The following is an 18,615-nucleotide window of genomic DNA, read 5'->3' on the forward strand; positions in this document are numbered from 1 at the left end:
TCTACGTCACGTAGAGCATCGCATGTGACAGGTTCGACCATCCCCCAGGCTGAATCAACAGCGTCCCCAATGAACAGTTCCCCCAAGTACCGCTTCCCCAATGAATCGGTTTCCCCATGATAGCCCCGTTATGTGCCGTGAGGCACTGGTTTCGTACCGGTTTTTTCCCCCCAAAGCATGGTGCGTGTTCGCTGGGGGCGTGCGGATTACGATTCGGCGCAACATGTTGGCAGAATCAATGCCATGACGTTGAGCCAGAACCACCCGCTGATGGACGGTCGTACCGCCAATTCCCCGTTGATTTCCGCCTACCGCGGCCAGAAGCCCAGCCGCAGACCCGTGTGGTTCATGCGCCAGGCAGGCCGTTCGCTGCCCGAGTACCGCAAGCTGCGCGAGGGCACCGAGATGCTCGAATCGTGCTTGCGTCCGGACATGGCCTCCGAAATCACCTTGCAGCCGGTGCGCCGCCACGACGTGGATGCCGGGATCTTCTTCTCCGACATCGTCATCCCGCTTAAGCTCGCCGGCATCGACGTGGACATCGTTCCGGGCGTCGGCCCGGTGCTGGGCGCCCCGGTGCGCACCGCGGCCGATGTGCGCGCGCTGCCCAAGATGGACGACGCGGCCCTGGACCCGATCCGCGAGGCCGTCGCGATGACCGTGGAGCAACTGGGCAACACCCCGCTGATCGGTTTCGCCGGCGCCCCGTTCACGGTGGCCGCCTACATGGTGGAGGGACGCCCGTCCCGCGACCACATGGGCCCGCGCACCATGATGCACGCGCAGCCCGGCGTCTGGGAGGAACTGGCCAACTGGGCAGCCGATGCTTCCGGCGCGTTCCTGCGCGCCCAGATTGAGGCCGGCGCCTCCGCCGGACAACTCTTCGACTCCTGGGCCGGGTCGCTCTCGCTGGGGGACTACACCAACTTCGTGGCACCCGCCTCGGCGCGTGCCCTGGACCTCGTGCGCGACACCGGCGTCCCGCTGGTGCACTTCGGCACCGGCACCTCCGAGTTGCTCGGCGCGATGCGCAACGTGGGCGTCGACGTCATGGGCGTTGACTACCGCCTGCCGCTGGACGAGGCCAACCGCCGCCTGGGCGGGGACATCCCGCTGCAGGGCAACATCGACCCGGCCCTGTTGACCGCCCCGTGGGAGGTCCTCGAGGCCCACGTGCGCGAGGTGCTGGCCGCCGGCGACACCGCGCCGGCGCACGTGGCGAACCTGGGCCACGGCGTGCCGCCGGAAACCAACCCGGAGACCCTCACCCGCGTGGTCGAGCTGATTCACTCGATCCCGGTGGCAGGGCGTTAAGCTAGAACCACCAGCAGTACCGCCGGGGTGCGGTGCGCGGGCCTCCGCGCGAAGGCCACGCGCAGCGCACCCCGGACCCGTCAGTTACACCTTCGTTTTCCCGGAAAAGAGTTGATGGTGCCAAACGTCCCAGAGCAGCCCCGCAGCGGCTCGGCCGACGAGGTCGGCGCAACCAGCCACGGGCGCGTGCGCCAGGAACCGGCCGACGCCGGGACGCCGGCGGAAGTATCCGGCCAGGGTGTCGACGGCGACCATGCGCCCGCCGCAGGGCAGGCGCCCGCCAAGGCCAGGCCCACCCAGGTCGCCTCCACTGCGGCTGCCCACGCCCTGCGCCTGCTGAACCGGGCCCGCGGCACCGAGGCCCACCCACCGGCACCGAGTGTTCCCGACGCCCCGTTGGCAGTGGTCGTCGGCGGCGGGATCTCCGGGCTGGTGGCTGCCCGGGAACTGGCGGCCAGCGGCCACCGCGTCCAGCTGCACGAGGCAGGACCCGTCTTCGGCGGCTGCGTGGGACTCCACGAGGTCGCCGGGCTGGCACTGGATGCCGGCGCCGAGTCCTTCGCCACCCGCTCCACCGCCGTCGCCGACCTGCTGGGCGAACTGGGCCTGGGTGATGACATCGTCACGCCCGAACCCGGGGGAGCCTGGCTCTACCTCAAGCGCGGGGCGGAGAACGTGGTCCTGCCGCTTCCCGCCACCGGCATCCTGGGCATCCCCGGGGACCCGTGGGCCGAGGAGGTGCGCCGCGCCGTGGGCCGTGCCGGCGCGCTGCGTGCCGCCGCCGACTTGATCACCCCGGTCTCCAAGAAGATCCTCGAGGGCGACATGTCCCTCGGCGCCCTGGTCCGCTCCCGCATGGGCTCGGCGGTGCTGGAGAACCTGGTGACCCCCGTGGTCTCCGGGGTGCACTCGGCGGACCCCGACACCCTTGACGTGGACGCCATCGCGCCGGGGCTGCGCGCCGCCGTGCACAAACACGGCTCGCTGGCCCGCGCCGTCGCAGCCATGCGTGCAGCGGCCCCTGCCGGATCCGCCGTCGCATCCGTCTCCGGGGGCATGAACCGCCTGGCCGCGGCGCTGGTGGCCGACCTCAAGGCCGCGGGCGTCCAGCTGCACGCTAACAGCCCGGTGGCAGGCATCGCGCCGGGCGCCGGGGGCACCGGCTTCCGCATTGAGCTGGCCCCGCGGGCCGCCGCCGCCTCCGCGGCCAAGGACGCCAAGCACGAAAAGGAATCGCGGCACGAACGCCACGAGCGCCAGGCCCATGAGGCCGGGGCCGCCGGGGCCGGGCAGCGGCGCGAAGTGCTTGCCGACCGCCTCGTCATGGCCACCGGCGGCGAAACCGCTGTCGATCTGTTGCGCGGCATCGACGCCGGGTTCGCCGAGCACCGCCCGGCTCCGGGTGCCGGCATTTCCCTGGTCACCCTGGTGGTCGACAAGCCCGAACTCGACGACGCCCCGCGCGGCACCGGACTGCTGGTGGCCCCCACCGTCGATGACGTCGGGGCCAAGGCGCTGACCCACGCCACCGCCAAGTGGCACTGGCTCGGGGACGAATCGGGCCCCGGCTCCCATGTGCTGCGCCTGTCCTACGGACGACTCAACGACGTGGCCTCCGCCCTGGTGAACGCCGATGACTCCTCGCTGCGCAATGCGGCGCTGAAGGACGCCTCGGTGCTGCTGGGAATCGAGATCACCGCCGGGGACATCCTGGGCTTCGACGTGGTGCGCTATTCCGGAGCGCTGCCCTTCGCCACCACCGGCCATGCCAAGCGCGTTGCACTGATCCGCGAACTCGCCGCCACCCACCAGGGGCTCGACATCGTCGGGGCCTGGCTGGCTGGCACCGGCCTGGCCTCCGTGATCGCCGACACCCGCAAACGGCTGCGCATCACCGTCAGCTGAGCCTTCCACCCAGAGATTCGTTTCACTTACGATTACCGCTTCGCCCCCCACGGGCGGAGCACCGCCAAGAAAGCAGGAGATCCAAACCATGAGTGCAGTGGAATCCAACTCACCCGTCATCCGCGACCGCGAAGCAGCGGGTTCCGACGCGACCATGTACTACACCCTGTGGACCGTCTTCAAGCGCGATTCGGACCTGGACCGCCACGAGGGCGTCGAGGCGTTTGACGCGCTCATCGCCGAGCTCGCCGCCGAGGGAGTGACCCTGCGCGGCACCTACGACGTCTCCGCCATGCGCGAGGACGCCGACGTGATGACCTGGGTCCACGGCCCGACCGCCGAGTCCCTGCAGGCAGCGGTGCGCAAGATCCGCCGCTCCTACCTCTTCGCCGAGACCTCCATCGTCTACTCGACCATGGGCGTGCACCGCGAGGCCGAGTTCGCCAAGGACCACTCGCCGGCCTTCGCCCGCGGCGTGGCCCCGGAGACCTGGATGACCGTCTACCCGTTCGTGCGCTCCAATGACTGGTACCTGCTGGACCCCAAGGAGCGCGGCAAGATGCTGCGCGACCACGGCATCCTGGGCCGCGAGTTCCCCGAGGTGCTGGCCAACACCGTCGCCGCCTTCTCCTTCAGCGACTACGAATGGCAGATCTGCCTTGAGGCCCCGGACATGATCGACCTCGTCGACATGATGCGCCACCTGCGCTACACCGAGGCCCGCAACCACGTGCGCGAGGAAACCCCGTTCTACACCGGTCGCCGCATTTCCACCGCCGAGGTCGCCGAGGTCCTGCGATGAGCCAGGATTTCGATCCTCGCACCGGATACGACGCCAACGGCGTGATGGAACCCAAGGCGTACGACGCGATCCTGCTGGCGTCCTTCGGCGGCCCCGAGGGCCAGGAGGACGTGATCCCGTTCCTGCGCAATGTCACGGCCGGCCGCGGCATCCCCGACGAGCGCCTCGAGGAGGTCGCCACCCACTATCGGGCCAACGGCGGCGTCTCCCCGATCAACGCGCAGAACCGCGCGCTGAAGGCGGCCCTGGAGGCCGAGTTGGCCGCCCGCGGCATCAACGTGCCGGTCTACTGGGGCAACCGCAACTGGGCGCCGTATGTCGCGGAAACCATCGAGCAGATCCATGCCGAGGGGCACCGCACGGTGCTGATGCTCTCCACCAGCGCCTACTCCGGCTACTCCTCCTGCCGCCAGTACCGCGAGGACCTGGGCGTCGCCCTGCGCGAGACCGGGCTGGAGGGCAAGCTCGAGGTGGACAAGGTGCGCCAGTACTTCGACACCCCCGCGTTCGTGAACCCGTTCATGGACGGGCTGCGCGACTCGCTGGCCAACGTCCGGGCGCAGCTGGCGACGGCCGGCAACCCGGAGGGCGAGATCAGAATCGTCTTTGTCACCCACTCCATCCCGACCTCCGACGCCCAGGCCGCCGGCCCGCGCGAGATGGTCGCGCAGCTGGACACCGACCTGTACTCGGCCCAGCACCTTGCGGTGGCCGACGCGATCCTGGCCGGTGTGCCCGAGGCCGCCGGCCTGGAGCACTCCCTGGTCTTCCAGTCCCGCTCCGGCGCCCCGCACGTGCCGTGGCTGGAACCGGACATCAACGATGCGCTCACGCAGTACCAGGCCGCCGGCGTCGCCGGGGTCGTGGTGATGCCCATCGGCTTCGTCTCGGACCACATGGAGGTCCTCTGGGACCTGGACACCGAGGCGAAGGAAACCTGCGCCGAACTCGGCCTGGCCTTCCACCGCGCACCGACCCCCGGGACCCACGCCACGTTCGTCTCCGGCATGGTCGACCTGGTGGCCGAGCGCCTGGCCGGCAGCGACGGAAGCGCGCTGAAGCCCGGACGCGCCTCGGTCGCCGAGCTCGGCCCGTGGTTCGATGTCTGCCGCCCCAACTGCTGCGTGAAGGTGATGCGCGACGGGACCACCAAACCGACCATCGCCGCAGTCGACTCCGAGGTCGGGGTGCCTGCATCATGAGCGCCGAACGCTTCACCATCGGCACCCGCGGCTCTGCGCTGGCCACCACGCAGACCGGGAACGTCGCCGCGCAACTGCACGAGATCTCCCAGGTCCCCTACGACACCGTGCTGGTCAAGACCGAGGGGGACGTGACCACCGGTCCGCTGTCCCAGCTCGGCGGCACCGGCGTGTTCGCCGCCGCCCTGCGCCAGGCGCTCTACGAGGGCAACTGCGACCTTGCTGTGCACTCGCTCAAGGACCTGCCCACCACGCAGCCCGAGGGCCTGGTCATTGCCGCCACGCCGAAGCGAGCGGACGTTCGCGACGCCCTGTGCGCCCGCGACGGGCTTTTCCTGGCCGAATTGCCCGAGGGAGCCACCGTCGGCACCGGTTCCCCGCGCCGCGCCGCCCAGGTGCTGGCCTTCCGGCCGGATCTGAAGATCGTGGACATCCGCGGCAACGTCGGCACCCGGCTGGGCCGGGTCAAGGGCTCGCCGGCGCAAAAGGACGACGGGGGAGTGGGGCGCACCGCCCAGGGCGACCTGGACGCGGTCATCCTGGCCGCCGCCGGCCTGGAGCGCCTGGGCCTGGAATCGCACATCACCGAGTACCTGGACCCGGAGATCATGCTCCCGGCCCCCGGCCAGGGCTCCCTGGCCGTGGAGGTGCGGACCGGCGGCAGCGGACACCCGTCCGTCGACGCGGCCTTGGAAACCATGGACGACGGCGACACGCGCCTGGCCATCACCGCCGAGCGCGCGCTGCTGGCCCGCCTCGAGGCCGGCTGCGCCGCGCCCATCGGCGCGCTGGCCACGGTGCACGGCGAAGTCCTGGTACTCGACTCGGTGGCTTGCCGTCCCGACGGCACCGACACCATGCGCCGCTCCGCCACCACGCAAACGCTCACCGTCGACGGCGCCCACGCCCTGGGCGTGGCGCTGGCCGAGCAATTGCTGCGCGAGGGCGCTGCCGACCTGGCGGGACTCTAGTCGCCACCATGAACGCTGATTCAGTGCTCGCCGGCCGCACCGCCCTGCTGCTGCGCGACCCCGCGCGGGCCGCGGAAACGGTGGCGCGGCTGGCGGCGCGCGGCGCGTCCGCGGCCGTGTGCAGGCTCATCGACTTCGAGCTGCCCGCCGACACCGGCGTGCTGGATACCGGGGTGCGCCGGCTGCTGGACGGCGAGTTCGACTGGCTGGTGCTCACCTCGGTGAATACGGCCAGGGCCCTTGAACTCCGCGCCCGGGCCCTGGGCCTGGAACCGCGCATTCCGCGAAACACGCGGGTTGCGGTGGTCGGCGAGGCGACGGCGCGCGCCGTGAAGGCGCTGGGAGCGTCCGTGGACTTCATGCCGGAGCACGACCATTCGGCGCGCGGCATGCTCGCCGAGTGGGAGGAACTCAGCTCCCCGCCCCGGCCCGGCAAGCCGCACACCGCATTCATGCCGCAGGCTGACATCGCCTCCCCGACGCTGCGCGACGGCTTCACCGCCAGCGGCTGGGACGCACATATCGTCATCGCCTACCGCACCGTCCCGGCCCCCGCAGATCCCGAATTGGCCCTGCAGCCCCCGCTGCCGGACCCCGACCTGCCCCACGGCAGCCACACCCTGGCCCGGGACCAGCTGCCCGCCGCCGTGGACCGGCTGGATGCGGTGTTCTTCACCTCTCCGAGCACCGTGGACCAGTTCCTGTCCCTGGTCCCGGCACCCGGGGCGAACCTGGCGCTGGTGGCAATCGGCGACAGCACCGCTGCCCGCCTGCGCGCCCACGGGCTGGAGCCCACCGCCACCGCCGGTTTCCCGACCCCCGAGGGCCTCATCAACGCCTGGGAGCAATCCCTGCAGCCCGCGCAAGAACCCCCGACCTAGGGGGGATCCCGCGGCGCCGGCCCGAAGTCGGCGCCGCACACCCCCCAGCTTTCGAACCACCGCCAGCCTTCGAACCACCCCCGCCTTCAAACCCCCAGTCACGAGCTTCACAAGGAGCCAGAATGTCATTCCCCGCCCGCAGGCCCCGTCGCCTGCGCACCACCCCAGCGATGCGCCGGCTTTCGGCCGAGCTCGTGATGGCCCCGCAGCAGCTGATCCTGCCCGCGTTCGTGCGCGAGGGGCTCACCGAACCGAACCCGATCACCTCCATGCCGGGGGTTGTCCAGCACACCATGGACACGCTCAAGGCAGCCGCCGCCGAGGCCGTCGAGCTGGGCCTGGGAGGCATCATGCTCTTCGGCATCCCGGAGACCCGCGACGCCGCCGGCAGCGCGGGCGTGGACCCGGCCGGCATCCTGAACCGCGGGATCGAGGCAGTGCGCGCCGAGGTCGGCGACGAGCTGGTCATCATGTCCGATGTCTGCCTGGACGAATTCACCGACCACGGCCACTGCGGCGTGCTCGATGCGGCGGGCAATGTCGACAACGACGCCACGCTCGAAATCTACGGCCGCATGGCCGTCGCGCAGGCCGAGGCCGGAGCGCACATGCTCGGCCCTTCGGGCATGATGGACGGCCAGGTAGCGGTGATCCGCCAGGCGCTGGACGACGCCGGTCACCAGGATGTCTCCATCCTCGCCTACGCCGCGAAGTACGCCAGTGCGTTCTACGGCCCGTTCCGCGAGGCCGTCGATTCCCAGTTGAAGGGCGATCGCCGAACCTACCAGATGGATGCCTCCAACCGCCGCGAGGCGATGATCGAGGTCGAGCTGGACCTGGCCGAGGGCGCCGACATGGTCATGGTCAAGCCGGCCATGAGCTACCTGGACGTGCTGGCGGACGTGGCCGCCATGTCCCCGGTGCCGGTCTCCGCCTACCAGATCTCCGGCGAGTACGCGATGATCGAGGCCGCCGCCGCCAACGGCTGGATCGACCGCCGCGCCGCCATCACCGAATCCGTGCTGGGCATCCGCCGTGCCGGGGCCGACACCGTGTTGACCTACTGGGCCAGCGAGCTCGCCCAGTGGCTGAAAGAAGGAAAATAATGACCAGCTCCGCAGAACTCTTCGCCACCGCCCAGCAGCTCATGCCCGGCGGGGTGAACTCCCCGGTGCGCGCCTTCGGCTCGGTCGGCGGGGTTCCCCCGTTCATGGTCGGTGCCAAGGGCGCCTACCTGACCGACGCCGATGGCAACTCCTACGTCGACCTGGTCTGCTCGTGGGGACCGGCGTTGCTGGGCCACGCCCACCCCGCCATCCAAGATGCGGTCCACGCGGCGGTCGACCGCGGGCTGTCCTTCGGCGCCTCCACGCCCGACGAGGGCAGGCTGGCCCGCCTGGTGATGGATCGCTTCGGCGGCGTGGAGCGCATGCGCATGGTCTCCACCGGCACCGAGGCCACCATGACCGCGGTGCGCCTGGCCCGGGGCTACACCGGCCGCGACCTGATCGTGAAGTTCGCCGGCTGCTACCACGGCCACCTCGACGGACTGCTGGCCGCCGCCGGCTCCGGCCTGGCGACCCTGGCACTGCCCGGCTCAGCAGGGGTAACCGCGGCCACCGCCGCCGAAACCCTGGTGCTGCCGTATAACGACCGCGAGGCCATCACCACCGCGTTCGCCGAGCACGGGGAGCGGATCGCGGCGGTCATCACCGAATCGGCACCCTGCAACATGGGCGTGGTCACCCCGGAAGCCGGCTTCAACAAGTTCCTGGCCGAGACCACTCGCGCCAACGGCGCGCTGCTGATCTTGGATGAGGTGCTCACCGGGTTCCGCGCCTCGGACGCCGGCTACTGGGGACTGACGGGCCGCACCGAGGGCTGGACCCCGGATCTCTACACCTTCGGCAAGGTCATCGGCGGCGGCCTGCCCACAGCTGCCCTGGGCGGCCGCGCCGAGGTCATGGACTACCTGGCCCCGCTGGGCCCGGTGTACCAGGCCGGCACGCTCTCGGGGAACCCGGTGGCCATGGCCGCCGGCATCGCCCAGTTGACCAACGCCACCGCCGAGGTCTACGCGCACATCGACGCGAAGTCCCTGCAGCTGCAGGCGGCCCTCACCGAGGCACTGGGTGCCGCCGGTGTCGACCACTCGATCCAGCGTGCCGGCAACCTGTTCTCGGTCGCCTTCGGCACCTCGGAACACGGGGTGCACAACTACGAACAGGCCCAGGCACAGGAAGCATACCGCTACGCACCGTTCTTCCACTCGATGCTGGAAGCGGGAATCTACCTGCCGCCGAGCGTATTCGAGGCCTGGTTCCTGTCCTCGGCGCACGACGATGACGCCATGGAAAAGATCTTCGCTGCGCTTCCGGCTGCCGCTCGCGCGGCGGCATCGGCGGTTCCCACCGTTTAGCCCCAACAAGTGCTGTGAAAGCCCCTCGGATGCTGCCGCGTCAATCGCTTGATGCAGCAGTTTCCGGGGGTATTTTCATTTGTTCGGGCAGTTCACGCCGCGTTGAGAATAAAATTTGGTGAGGTCTAGGCCACTTTCCCCTCCGGCCTTTCTCCGGGGCCGTGGCCTGTGGGGGAAAGTGGCACAGACGTCTACGGGTAATGCAGGGAACAGCAAAACGGCACGTCAGATATCGATTGTTTGACCTGTTCGGGTGTGGGGACGGTAGCTCTGATTCCCGGCGCAGGGACGCACCCGGGGATGATCGGTTCGCCAGGGTGTATTGGCAACGCGGCTACGCTTGTCCGGTTAGTTTTCGCGTTTCGTTGCCGCCGAGGAATTCAGTGAGCCTTTTTCGTACCAAACCCGTGGAGAGTTTCCTGGCAGACGCCGCGGAACCGGGACGACAGCTCAAGCGGTCCCTGAACACTTGGGATCTGATGATCATGGGTGTCGCAGTGTCGGTGGGCGCCGGAATCTTTTCCGTGGGCGCACGGGCCGCAGCAAACTTTTCCGGTCCCGCAGTCACGCTGTCATTCGTGATCGCCGCTTTGACCTGCGCCATGGCCATCATGTGCTACGCGGAATTCGCGACGGCGATCCCCGTCGCGGGTTCGGCTTATGTGTTCTCCTACGCTACCATGGGCGAGTTCGTCGCGTGGATCATCGGTTGGAACCTGATCCTCGAACTTTTCACGGCGACTGCGGTGATCGCCAAGTATTGGGGTATCTACCTCACCGAAGTTTTCCAGCTCGTGGGAGTACACCTCTCACCCACCATTGACCTAGGCATCGTCACCATGAGCTGGGGACCATTGCTGATCGTTGCGCTGTTCACGCTGTTGCTCGTCATGGGCACCAAGCTGTCAGCCACGGTCGGGAATGTGTTCACCATCATCAAGATCGCCGTCGTGCTCTTTGTCATCGTCGCCGGCCTGTTCTACATCAAGGCGGAGAACTTCACTCCGTTCATCCCGGAAGCCATTCCGGCCACGGGGGATGGCACCACCGACGTGCTCAAGCAGTCGCTCTTCGCCTTTGCCACCGGTGCCGCTCCGGCACAGTACGGCATGATGGGTGTGCTGGCCGGAGCCGCGCTGGTCTTCTTCGCGTTCGTCGGCTTCGACGTCGTGGCAACCAGCGCCGAAGGTCACCAACCCGAACAAGACGCTGCCCCGCGGCATCTTCGCCGGCCTTGCCCTGACCACGCTGCTGTACGTGGGTGTCTCATTCGCACTGACGGGCATGGTGTCCTACAGGGATCTGGCAGCGGTCGAAACCCCGACGCTGGCCACCGCGTTCTCGCTGGTAGGCAACGACGGGGCAGCATCGGTCATCGCCGTCGGCTCGCTCATCGGCCTAACCACAGTGGTCATGGTGCTGCTGATGGGGCTCTCGCGAGTGGTGCTGGCCATCAGCCGCGACGGGCTGCTGCCGCACTCCCTGTCCAAGACCAGTGCCAAACGCGGCGCCCCGGTGCGCATCACCGTAATTTGCGGTTCCCTGGTTGCCCTGGTGGCCGGGTTCACCCGAGTGGACGTGCTCGAGGAAATGATCAATATCGGCACGCTTTCGGCGTTCGTGATGGTCAGCCTGGGCATCATCGTGTTGCGCCGCAAGCGCCCGGATCTCAAGCCGGCCTACCGGGTACCGTTCGGTCCGGTCATCCCAATTGTCTCGGCCCTGCTGTGCACCTACCTGATGCTCAACCTGGCCGTCGAGACGTGGATCTACTTTGTTGTGTGGTTGGTTCTCGGCGTGCTGATCTACTTCGGCTACGGACGCAGCCACTCTCGCCTTGACGAAAAGCATGCGGATCAGGTGGCGGCGATGGAAAAGATTCCTGAGCCGGAGCTTGCGGCCAAGTAGTACGGAAGAGCGGCTGGCGGCTTGGCTAGCCAGTTGCGGTAGCGGTTAATCTGTGACCGACAGCGTATTAAGTCTCTCTGATTCAGAGGCAGGCACCGGCGCCGTTGATATCTTCGCGCAGCACGGGGGCGTTGGCCCGGGGAACGCACTCCGATCAGAGCTTCGGCCTTCATCTTAGTCGCATTTGACGAAGGCAAGCATTGCACCGGAAGGGAACTCGCTGGCCTGCGTCATGCCGAACGACTCGTAGAACGCCTTCTGCCCGGGCTCATCGTCGGTCAACAGGACTTTCTGCCGAACGCCTGGATATTGCGCGAAGATCAGCTCGGCAAGCGCTCGGCCAATCCCGCCCGGTGGTGATCCGGGTGGACAAGAATATCCTGCAGGTAGCAGATCGAAGCGCCGTCGGAAATGCTCCGGGCCAAGCCGACCAGCTGGTTGCCGACGTGGGCAACAGCTACCGTGTGCGAACCTTGAATCGCGGTCAACAGGGTATCGGGGGAGTTCGCGTAGGCGCTCCAGCCGACTGCGCTGTACAAGTCGATCAGTTCGACGGTGTCGATCTGCTTCGTGAGTGAATACGCGATGTTCTCCATTCCCGTTGTTCTATCACACCGCGCATATGACAGTAGGGAGGCGTTGGCCGCGTGCCGCGACTGGGTCAGTGGACCACGGTGACCTACGCGATGAATGGAGAAGATCAGGCAGCTGCGGTTTCCGGATGGAAGACCCAGTTCCGCCTGGGTAATCGCAGCGGATCCCGCGATGCGGGCAGCACCACATGGGGGATTTGGGCAATCACAACGACCTCAAAATGCCCCGCATGGTAAGCGGTGTGGCAGCGGATGCACAATAACAACCCGTTGGACACATTGGTCTTCCCACCTTCGGAAAACGCCTTGATGTGGTGGACTTCAGTGCGGTGCACCGGCATCGAACAACCCGGATTTGCACAGCCGCGGTCGCGGGCGGCGATGGCCCGCTTCTGCGCCTTGGTGAAGTAACGAACTTTCCTGCCAAGATCCAACGGCTGGCTGTTGCCGCCCATGACCAGCGGCAGGATCCCAGCATTGCAGGCCAGCCGACGCGCTGTTGCAGCGGAAACGAGTTCTCCGTGCTGGGTGAAGCCGGGTTCGGTGGTGATCCCGGCCAGGGCATCGTAGGTAATCGTCACCAGGATGTCTATGCGGGAGCCCATCGGCATCCACACGTCCTCGGGTGTTTGCGGGTCGATCAATCTGGTGATTGCGTCGAACACCACCTGGTAGAGCCTGCGTGCGCGCAACCTGGCGTTTGTTTCCTTTGCGGTCTCCCCGGGGAGCGGTGCTTCCTCGGGGGAGATGGCAATCGGGCGGCCAACGTCGTTGAAGCCCGCGCGTGGGCGTTGGTCGACCGGCGTGTCGGGGTTTGCCGCCCATTCGGGAATGGGGAGGAAGTCTGGGTTGAAGGGGGTGCCGAGCGTACCGGGAGTGCCCGGTGCGGTGAATCGGACACCAGCGATGGAAGAATTTTCGTCCGTGGACATGTCCGTGGCATCTACCGAGGAGCCGCTGCCGTGGGCGTCGTCCTCGGGGGAGTTCGCGGTATCGGCGTCGGCGGTATTGGGGGTGCAGTCCGTGGCCTCGTCCTCGCCGGGCTCGTCGGCATTGCCACGATCGGTGGGGCCGGCGAGCTGGCCGGAGGAAGTGCGGGGGTTGTTCTGATCGTCGGCCAAGCTCATCAGTTGTTCGTGGCCCACGGCGTCGGTGGTCAACTCCCAGACATAGCCGGTGGGCCGTTTGCCCTTGAAACGCAGGTTGAGGTTGCGCTCCATGATGGCTTCCTCGCGGTCTAGAACACTGCGGTCAAGGTCGACGGATGCCCTCTTGATCAACTTGTCGACGGTCTTCTGTCCGGCGGTGACCAAGGTGCCTGCTACCAGGGCCTCGAGCTTGGTGCGAACGTCGTGGGGATCCGATTGGACTTCGATGGCGGGCTCGAGTGCCGCGAGCTTGGCCGCAGCGCTGGCAATGGCGCGCGGATCGACTGAACCCGACGCTAGGATACTGCCCAATTGCGGGTAACTGGCCGGGGCACTCTGCCCGTCGGCATCGAGATGCGGCAGCAGCCGATCGTGGGATTTCACGCGGTGTTCGGCAGTGAAGTAGTCGAGATTGAACTGGGACTCCAGAAACTCTGGGGTGCCTTTGTGCAGCGGTTTGCGATCGGCGGCGCTCACGGCGTCGGCAGGAAGCTGCGTATCTCCGTGGGCGAAGGCCTCCTGTGCGGCCAACACGCGGTTGAGCCCGGCCAGCGCGCCGTCGGTCAACGTATTGACCTCGGTCATGTCGCACGAGCCCGCGGCGATGATTTGCGCGTGGCTGCCCGCATGGGCGAAGCGCTCGGATAATCGCGCAAAGGCCGCGGCGCGGACCGGGGAGCCACCGATCGACCGATCCGCAGCATCAACGGTCCGGCGCAGCAGGAGTTCGAGCGCTGCAAGGGTTCGCAACGGGTCGATGGGCGTGCCGGCATCCGGGGTTGGGCCGGTGGTCCCGGTTCCCAGTGCCCCGTTGAGCGCGGTCAGTGCCGCGTCGATGATGCCGATGGCTGTGCTCATGTCTCCCATGATGCGCCTGGCGCCACGCGTGTGGGTGGCACGTGGCGGGATTGTGGATAAGCGCCGGGTGCACTCGGGCGTAGGCGTTGCCGGCAGCGGAGACGGAGGGAGCAACGCGTGTGGCGACCACCGTCGGGCACCAGGCAGGATGCGCCGGGCCTGCGGTGGGAAATGAGGCGATTCAGAGACAAAGAACGCGCTGTTCCCCCCTCCAGCCGCAAGGCAGAAGCAGGGGGAACAGCGCGTTCTCGGGTTCACTGCCCGGCCGGGATTGAGGCCGGGAGCGGGGGTGGAGCCTAGAAGGCGGGGATGACGCTTCCGTCGGTCCAGGTCTTCTTGATGTAATCTCCAACCTCGGCCGAGTGGAGAAGCTCTTCGAGCTTGGCGATGGCCGCGGTCTTTTCGCCTTCACGCCAGGTGAGGAAGTTGGCGTTCGGGTTGTCGATGGCCGATTCCTGGGCAACGACCTCGTCCAGGTTCAGCTTCGCCTGGGCGATGTAGTTGCCGTTGATGATGGACAGGCCGATGGTCGGATCCTCGGCGTAGAACTTGGGAACCTGTTCGGAGTTGACTTCCTTGAACGTCAGCTTCTTCGGGTTCTTGGCTTCGTCGCCCTCAAGGGTCAGTGCCGAGTCGGTGTCCTCGAGGCCGGTGAGCACGCCGGCGGTTTCCAGGACGCGCAGGCCGCGCAGCTGGTTCACCGGGTCGTTGTTCAGCAGCACGGTGGAGCCCTCGGTGACCTCGGCGATGTCCTTGAACTTCTTGGAGAAGACGGTCAGCGGCTCGACGTGGATGCCCGCGCCGTGCTCGAACTTGTATCCCTTGGACTTCACCTGGTCTGCGAGGTATGCCTCGGTCTGGAAGTAGTTGGCATCCAGGGTCTTGTCGGCCAGTGCGATGTTCGGCGTCTGGTAGTCGTCGATTTCGGTGATTTCCAGGTCGATGCCCGCATCCGGGGCCAGGTTCTCATCGATGTACTGGAGGATCTGGGCATGCGGGATCGGGCTGGAGCCGACCTTCACAATGGTCGGGTTGGCCGGGTCGAGGGTTGCTTCCGCGCTGGGGGTGGTGGCAGTGCCGCCTCCGCAAGCCGTCAGTGCGAACAACGTGGCGACACCGGTCAGGGCAAGTGCGAGTTTCTTACGCATGGGATGCGCTTCCTTTTCATCAAGTTCCGGTGTCGGCGACAGCGGAAAACAAACGCAGCTAGCGGCTACTGGCTGCGCGCCGGCGGGATGAGCCGTCGGAATTCTTTGGTGCGGGGGCAGGGCCCCGACGGTTTAGCGGTGGTCGACGAGGCGGGCCAGCCGGTCGCCGAGGATCTGGACCAGCTGGACCAGGAGAACCATGATCACGATGGTCACGATCATCACGGTGCCGTCATAGCGCTGGAAACCGTAGTTGTAGGCCAGACGGCCCAGGCCGCCACCGCCGACCAGACCGGCCATCGCGGAGTACCCGATGAGCGTGACGACGGTGGTGGTGGTTGCCGCGATGATGCCCGGCAGTGCTTCCGGCACCAGGACCTTGCGGGTGACCTGCATCTTTGTCGAACCCATGACCAGGGCCGCATCAATCTTTCCGGTGGAGACGTCGCGCAGCGCGGATTCCACCAGGCGGGCGAAGAACGGGATGGTGCCGATCGTCAGCGACACCGAGGCGGCGACCGGGCCCAGCGAGACGCCGACCAGCAGGGTGGCGAACGGGATCAGGGACAGCATCAGGATGGCAAAGGGGATGGAACGGGTGATGTTGGTGATGACGCCGGAAAGCAGCAGATTCAACCAAGGGATCGGGGTCAACCCGCTCTTGGCGGTGTTCAGCAGGAGAACGCCCAGCGGCAGGCCCACCAAGACTGTGAAGAAGCCGGAGATGCCGGTCATTTGCAGGGTCTCGAGGAACGCCGGCCACATGGCCTTGGTGATGCCGGGGTTGGTCATCAGGTCATTGAAGAAGTCCATTGCTTACTTGCCCTCCTTCACCGTGACTGCGACGCCGTTGGCGAGCAGGTGGTTGGTGATGCCGGTGATGTCTGCTCCCTCGGGAAGCTGAATGCGAATGTGCGCGAATTGGTGTTCACCGAGATGCTCGACGGAGCCGGCCAGGACGTTTACGTCGGTGTTGAACGTACGGGCAATCGAGGAGATTACCGGCTCGGTTGCCTGGGTGCCGGAGTACAGAAGGTCCAGGACGGTTCCCGCGGGAAGGCTGTCCGGCAATTCACCGGGCATCGGCAACAACGCCTGGGAGAGACGGCCGGCCGGGTCGGCGACGACCTTTTCGATGTCCCCGTGCTCGACGATGCGGCCGGCTTCCAGCAGCGAGACCGAGTCACAGGCCTGCTTCACGACGTTCATTTCGTGCGTGATGATCAGAACCGTGAGGTTCAGGCGGTCGCGGACCGACTTGATGAGCTCGAGGATCTCGTTGGTGGTCTTGGGATCCAGGGCGCTGGTTGGCTCATCACAAAGCAATACGTCGGGATCCGAGGACAGGGCGCGGGCGATGCCCACGCGCTGGCGCTGGCCGCCCGAGAGCTGGGCAGGGTAGGCGTCTGCGAACTGGGTCAGACCGACGAGCTCAAGCAGGGCGGTGACCTTTTCGGTGATCTTGGCCTTGGGTGTGCCGATCAGCTCCAGCGGGAAGGCCACATTCTGCGCCGTGGTGCGCGAATCCATGAGATTGGCGTGCTGGAAGACCATGCCGATGCGTCGCCGTGCGGTGCGCAAATCGGCATCGGACACGTTGGCCAGTTCCTTGTTGTTAACGGCGACCGACCCGGAGGTGGGTCGGTCCAGCAGGGTGAGGCAACGGACGAGCGTTGATTTTCCTGCTCCGGAATGGCCGATGATGCCGTGGATTTGGCCGGCGTCGACGTGCAAGGAGACACCATCCAGGGCCACGACTTCGCGTCCGCCCTGCCGGTAGACCTTGCGCAGGTCGGTGACTGTGATCAAAAGGGGTGTCCTTAGCAATCAAAAAGAAAAGGGGTACTGGCCATTCAACCACTATCGAATGAATGCGGCGCAATCATGGACATAGTTGGCCATATTTTGCAACCGTTGTCCATAAATGCGGGATCATTCGTCTGATTCACGTGGAATCCAGGCCATTCTCGAAGAAATCGCCGATTGCCCGCGGCAAAAACGCTACGAGGGGTTACCCGATCGTAGGGTGATCTGTGTCACGAGTGTTCTGCGCCTGGGAAATGTTGCCTTCTGTTGCGCCGAAGGCCCGGCATCTTCGACTCCGATGGTCGGACTCCCGGTGCCGTTGATGCCTTTCCCGGCGCTCTTCCGCAGCGAGGACGGAAGGTACCTTTGCCCACCGAAAACGCCAAAGGCGACCCCATGCAGGGTCGCCTTCAGACTCATTCGCAACGTGGGGGGGCTAGGCCTTGACCGGCCACTGCCCGTCGACGACGGCAGCTGGGTCCTTGCGGCGGAAGAACTCCTGCAGGCTAGCTGCTTGCTCCTTAGCCCAGTCGACCTGGAAATCGTGCAAGTCCGCAGCATCAATCTGCAGGTTCGGGTACTTGGCGGCCTGCGCATCGGCAATCCCGATGGTGGCTGCGGCATCGGCTGCCGACGTGTGTGCGTTCACCAGCTGAACGCCATAGAACTCGCTCATCACCGAGAGGTTTCGCTTGCCGCGGCGGTACTTGTCCACCTGCTTGTCCAGGACGTACGGGTCGATGACCGGCGAGGCGACAAGCGGGTCCAGCAGGTGGCGCTTGGCCTCTCGGTCAAGAACCGTGAAGTCATACGCGGCGTTGAAGGCCATGACAGGCATGGTCTGGAACAGATCGGCAAGGAAGGCCGAGATCTCGGCAACGGCCGTGGCGGAGTCCATTCCCTCTGCCTGGGCCTTGGCGGTGGTGATGCCGTGGATCGCCGCTGCCTCTTCAGGAATCGCCACGCCGGGGTCGACGAGCCATTCCCTGGTCTGCAGGATTTCCGAGCGCCCGTTGACCACGACGATGGAAGCGGTGACGATGCGGGCGTCGAGTGGATCGCGACCAGTGGTTTCCAGGTCGAATGCAGCGCGGGGGAGATTGTGCCAAGAATTCATGAAACCAACGCTACCGGGAACCAGAGACACTTTGGCCCACCGCAGCACGAGCGTGGATGAACACCCTGCGAGAGACCGGATAATGGAGTGATACGTGTGGGGAAAGGGGACAATCGTTGACTCAACCAGGCCAAGAGCCGCTGCGGGACCAAACCGGCCAAGCTGACGGCGGTACTGCCGGGTTGGACTATGACGAAGCCGTCTTTGCCCTCGTTGCGCTGATTCCCTCCGGGAAGGTCCTTTCCTACGGCGACATTGCGGAACTGCTCGGTTCCGGCGGCCCGCGCCAGGTCGGCAAGACGATGGGTCGCGGCGGGGCCGATGTCACCTGGTGGCGGGTCATCCGCTCCAACGGGACCCTTCCGGCGGCCTTGCAGTCGATCGCCAACGTGCACTGGGACCGGGAATCCACGCCCCGCACCGCCTCCGGTGTCCGTATGGCGAAGGCCCGCTGGCAACCCTCCGAGGCAGACCACGCGCGCATTGACCGCGTGGCCGAACTGCTGCCGATTCCAAAACGTCACCCGCGAATGATCTGATGGA

At 66.6% G+C, this 18,615-nt stretch carries 15 protein-coding genes and 1 pseudogene; 10 read left to right on the forward strand and 6 right to left on the reverse strand.

Annotation, left to right across the window (positions count from 1 at the left end; genetic code table 11):
- The first annotated feature begins 243 nt into the window (after positions 1 to 243).
- The 9 genes and pseudogenes from hemE (at position 244) to Q2T94_RS15645 (ending at position 11,402) form a co-directional block, all read left to right on the forward strand.
- Complete coding sequence (hemE, locus tag Q2T94_RS15605) at positions 244 to 1,314, forward strand: uroporphyrinogen decarboxylase (RefSeq protein ID WP_264270953.1); 1,071 nt, start codon at positions 244 to 246, stop codon at positions 1,312 to 1,314.
- A 117-nt stretch (positions 1,315 to 1,431) separates the two neighbouring features.
- Entirely contained in the window at positions 1,432 to 3,219 is a 1,788-nt protein-coding gene (locus Q2T94_RS15610) for a protoporphyrinogen/coproporphyrinogen oxidase (RefSeq protein ID WP_367281551.1), read from the forward strand.
- Positions 3,220 to 3,307: 88 nt separating this feature from the next.
- Positions 3,308 to 4,021 (forward strand): hydrogen peroxide-dependent heme synthase, encoded by a 714-nt coding sequence (gene hemQ / locus Q2T94_RS15615; protein WP_372342947.1) that lies wholly within the window; start codon positions 3,308 to 3,310, stop codon positions 4,019 to 4,021.
- A complete protein-coding gene (locus Q2T94_RS15620; protein ID WP_302265576.1) occupies positions 4,018 to 5,223 on the forward strand; it encodes a ferrochelatase in 1,206 nt (401 codons plus the stop codon). The genes hemQ and Q2T94_RS15620 overlap by 4 nt, the downstream gene beginning before the upstream one ends.
- Positions 5,220 to 6,194: a hydroxymethylbilane synthase gene (gene hemC, locus Q2T94_RS15625; protein WP_264270955.1), complete on the forward strand. Its 975-nt coding sequence runs from the start codon at positions 5,220 to 5,222 to the stop codon at positions 6,192 to 6,194. Before Q2T94_RS15620 ends, hemC begins: the two co-directional genes overlap by 4 nt.
- An 8-nt stretch (positions 6,195 to 6,202) precedes the next feature.
- The gene (locus Q2T94_RS15630; protein ID WP_302265578.1) at positions 6,203 to 7,075 is read left to right on the forward strand and encodes a uroporphyrinogen-III synthase; all 873 of its coding nucleotides are present in this window, start codon (positions 6,203 to 6,205) and stop codon (positions 7,073 to 7,075) included.
- Between the two features lie 122 nt (positions 7,076 to 7,197).
- Positions 7,198 to 8,181: a porphobilinogen synthase gene (gene hemB / locus Q2T94_RS15635; protein WP_264270957.1), complete on the forward strand. Its 984-nt coding sequence runs from the start codon at positions 7,198 to 7,200 to the stop codon at positions 8,179 to 8,181.
- Positions 8,181 to 9,494: a glutamate-1-semialdehyde 2,1-aminomutase gene (hemL, locus tag Q2T94_RS15640; protein WP_302265580.1), complete on the forward strand. Its 1,314-nt coding sequence runs from the start codon at positions 8,181 to 8,183 to the stop codon at positions 9,492 to 9,494. Before hemB ends, hemL begins: the two co-directional genes overlap by 1 nt.
- A gap of 383 nt (positions 9,495 to 9,877) precedes the next feature.
- Positions 9,878 to 11,402, forward strand: a pseudogene (locus tag Q2T94_RS15645) (amino acid permease).
- Positions 11,403 to 11,722: 320 nt separating this feature from the next.
- Here Q2T94_RS15645 and Q2T94_RS15650 read toward each other — a convergent pair.
- The 6 genes from Q2T94_RS15650 to Q2T94_RS15675 all read right to left on the reverse strand — a co-directional run bounded on the left by Q2T94_RS15650 (position 11,723) and on the right by Q2T94_RS15675 (position 18,072).
- Positions 11,723 to 11,998 (reverse strand): GNAT family N-acetyltransferase, encoded by a 276-nt coding sequence (locus Q2T94_RS15650; protein ID WP_367281552.1) that lies wholly within the window; start codon positions 11,996 to 11,998, stop codon positions 11,723 to 11,725.
- Between the two features lie 104 nt (positions 11,999 to 12,102).
- A complete protein-coding gene (locus tag Q2T94_RS15655) occupies positions 12,103 to 14,001 on the reverse strand; it encodes an HNH endonuclease signature motif containing protein (protein ID WP_302265583.1) in 1,899 nt (632 codons plus the stop codon).
- A 296-nt stretch (positions 14,002 to 14,297) separates the two neighbouring features.
- Entirely contained in the window at positions 14,298 to 15,149 is an 852-nt protein-coding gene (locus tag Q2T94_RS15660; protein ID WP_302265586.1) for a MetQ/NlpA family ABC transporter substrate-binding protein, read from the reverse strand.
- 132 nt (positions 15,150 to 15,281) lie between these two features.
- The gene (locus tag Q2T94_RS15665; protein WP_264270963.1) at positions 15,282 to 15,962 is read right to left on the reverse strand and encodes a methionine ABC transporter permease; all 681 of its coding nucleotides are present in this window, start codon (positions 15,960 to 15,962) and stop codon (positions 15,282 to 15,284) included.
- 3 nt (positions 15,963 to 15,965) lie between these two features.
- The gene (locus Q2T94_RS15670) at positions 15,966 to 16,958 is read right to left on the reverse strand and encodes a methionine ABC transporter ATP-binding protein (RefSeq protein WP_264270964.1); all 993 of its coding nucleotides are present in this window, start codon (positions 16,956 to 16,958) and stop codon (positions 15,966 to 15,968) included.
- Between the two features lie 433 nt (positions 16,959 to 17,391).
- Entirely contained in the window at positions 17,392 to 18,072 is a 681-nt protein-coding gene (locus tag Q2T94_RS15675) for a 3'-5' exonuclease (protein WP_264269211.1), read from the reverse strand.
- 116 nt (positions 18,073 to 18,188) lie between these two features.
- On the opposite strand from Q2T94_RS15675, the gene Q2T94_RS15680 reads away from it, so the two are divergent.
- A complete protein-coding gene (locus Q2T94_RS15680) occupies positions 18,189 to 18,611 on the forward strand; it encodes an MGMT family protein (protein WP_302265595.1) in 423 nt (140 codons plus the stop codon).
- The last annotated feature ends 4 nt before the right edge of the window (positions 18,612 to 18,615 follow it).

The sequence above is a fragment of the Paeniglutamicibacter sulfureus genome, from assembly GCF_030512175.1.
GTDB lineage: Bacteria > Actinomycetota > Actinomycetes > Actinomycetales > Micrococcaceae > Paeniglutamicibacter > Paeniglutamicibacter sulfureus.

Excerpts from the sequence above, each read along its gene's own strand:
- hemL (WP_302265580.1), top strand. The coding sequence starts at position 8,181 with ATGACCAGCTCCGCAGAACTCTTCGCCACCGCCCAGCAGCTCATGCCC.
- Q2T94_RS15665 (WP_264270963.1), bottom strand. The coding sequence starts at position 15,962 with ATGGACTTCTTCAATGACCTGATGACCAACCCCGGCATCACCAAGGCC.
- Q2T94_RS15675 (WP_264269211.1), bottom strand. The coding sequence starts at position 18,072 with ATGAATTCTTGGCACAATCTCCCCCGCGCTGCATTCGACCTGGAAACC.
- Q2T94_RS15620 (WP_302265576.1), top strand. The coding sequence starts at position 4,018 with ATGAGCCAGGATTTCGATCCTCGCACCGGATACGACGCCAACGGCGTG.
- Q2T94_RS15630 (WP_302265578.1), top strand. The coding sequence starts at position 6,203 with ATGAACGCTGATTCAGTGCTCGCCGGCCGCACCGCCCTGCTGCTGCGC.
- hemE (WP_264270953.1), top strand. The coding sequence starts at position 244 with ATGACGTTGAGCCAGAACCACCCGCTGATGGACGGTCGTACCGCCAAT.
- Q2T94_RS15660 (WP_302265586.1), bottom strand. The coding sequence starts at position 15,149 with ATGCGTAAGAAACTCGCACTTGCCCTGACCGGTGTCGCCACGTTGTTC.
- hemQ (WP_372342947.1), top strand. The coding sequence starts at position 3,308 with ATGAGTGCAGTGGAATCCAACTCACCCGTCATCCGCGACCGCGAAGCA.
- hemC (WP_264270955.1), top strand. The coding sequence starts at position 5,220 with ATGAGCGCCGAACGCTTCACCATCGGCACCCGCGGCTCTGCGCTGGCC.
- hemB (WP_264270957.1), top strand. The coding sequence starts at position 7,198 with ATGTCATTCCCCGCCCGCAGGCCCCGTCGCCTGCGCACCACCCCAGCG.
- Q2T94_RS15655 (WP_302265583.1), bottom strand. The coding sequence starts at position 14,001 with ATGAGCACAGCCATCGGCATCATCGACGCGGCACTGACCGCGCTCAAC.
- Q2T94_RS15650 (WP_367281552.1), bottom strand. The coding sequence starts at position 11,998 with ATGGAGAACATCGCGTATTCACTCACGAAGCAGATCGACACCGTCGAA.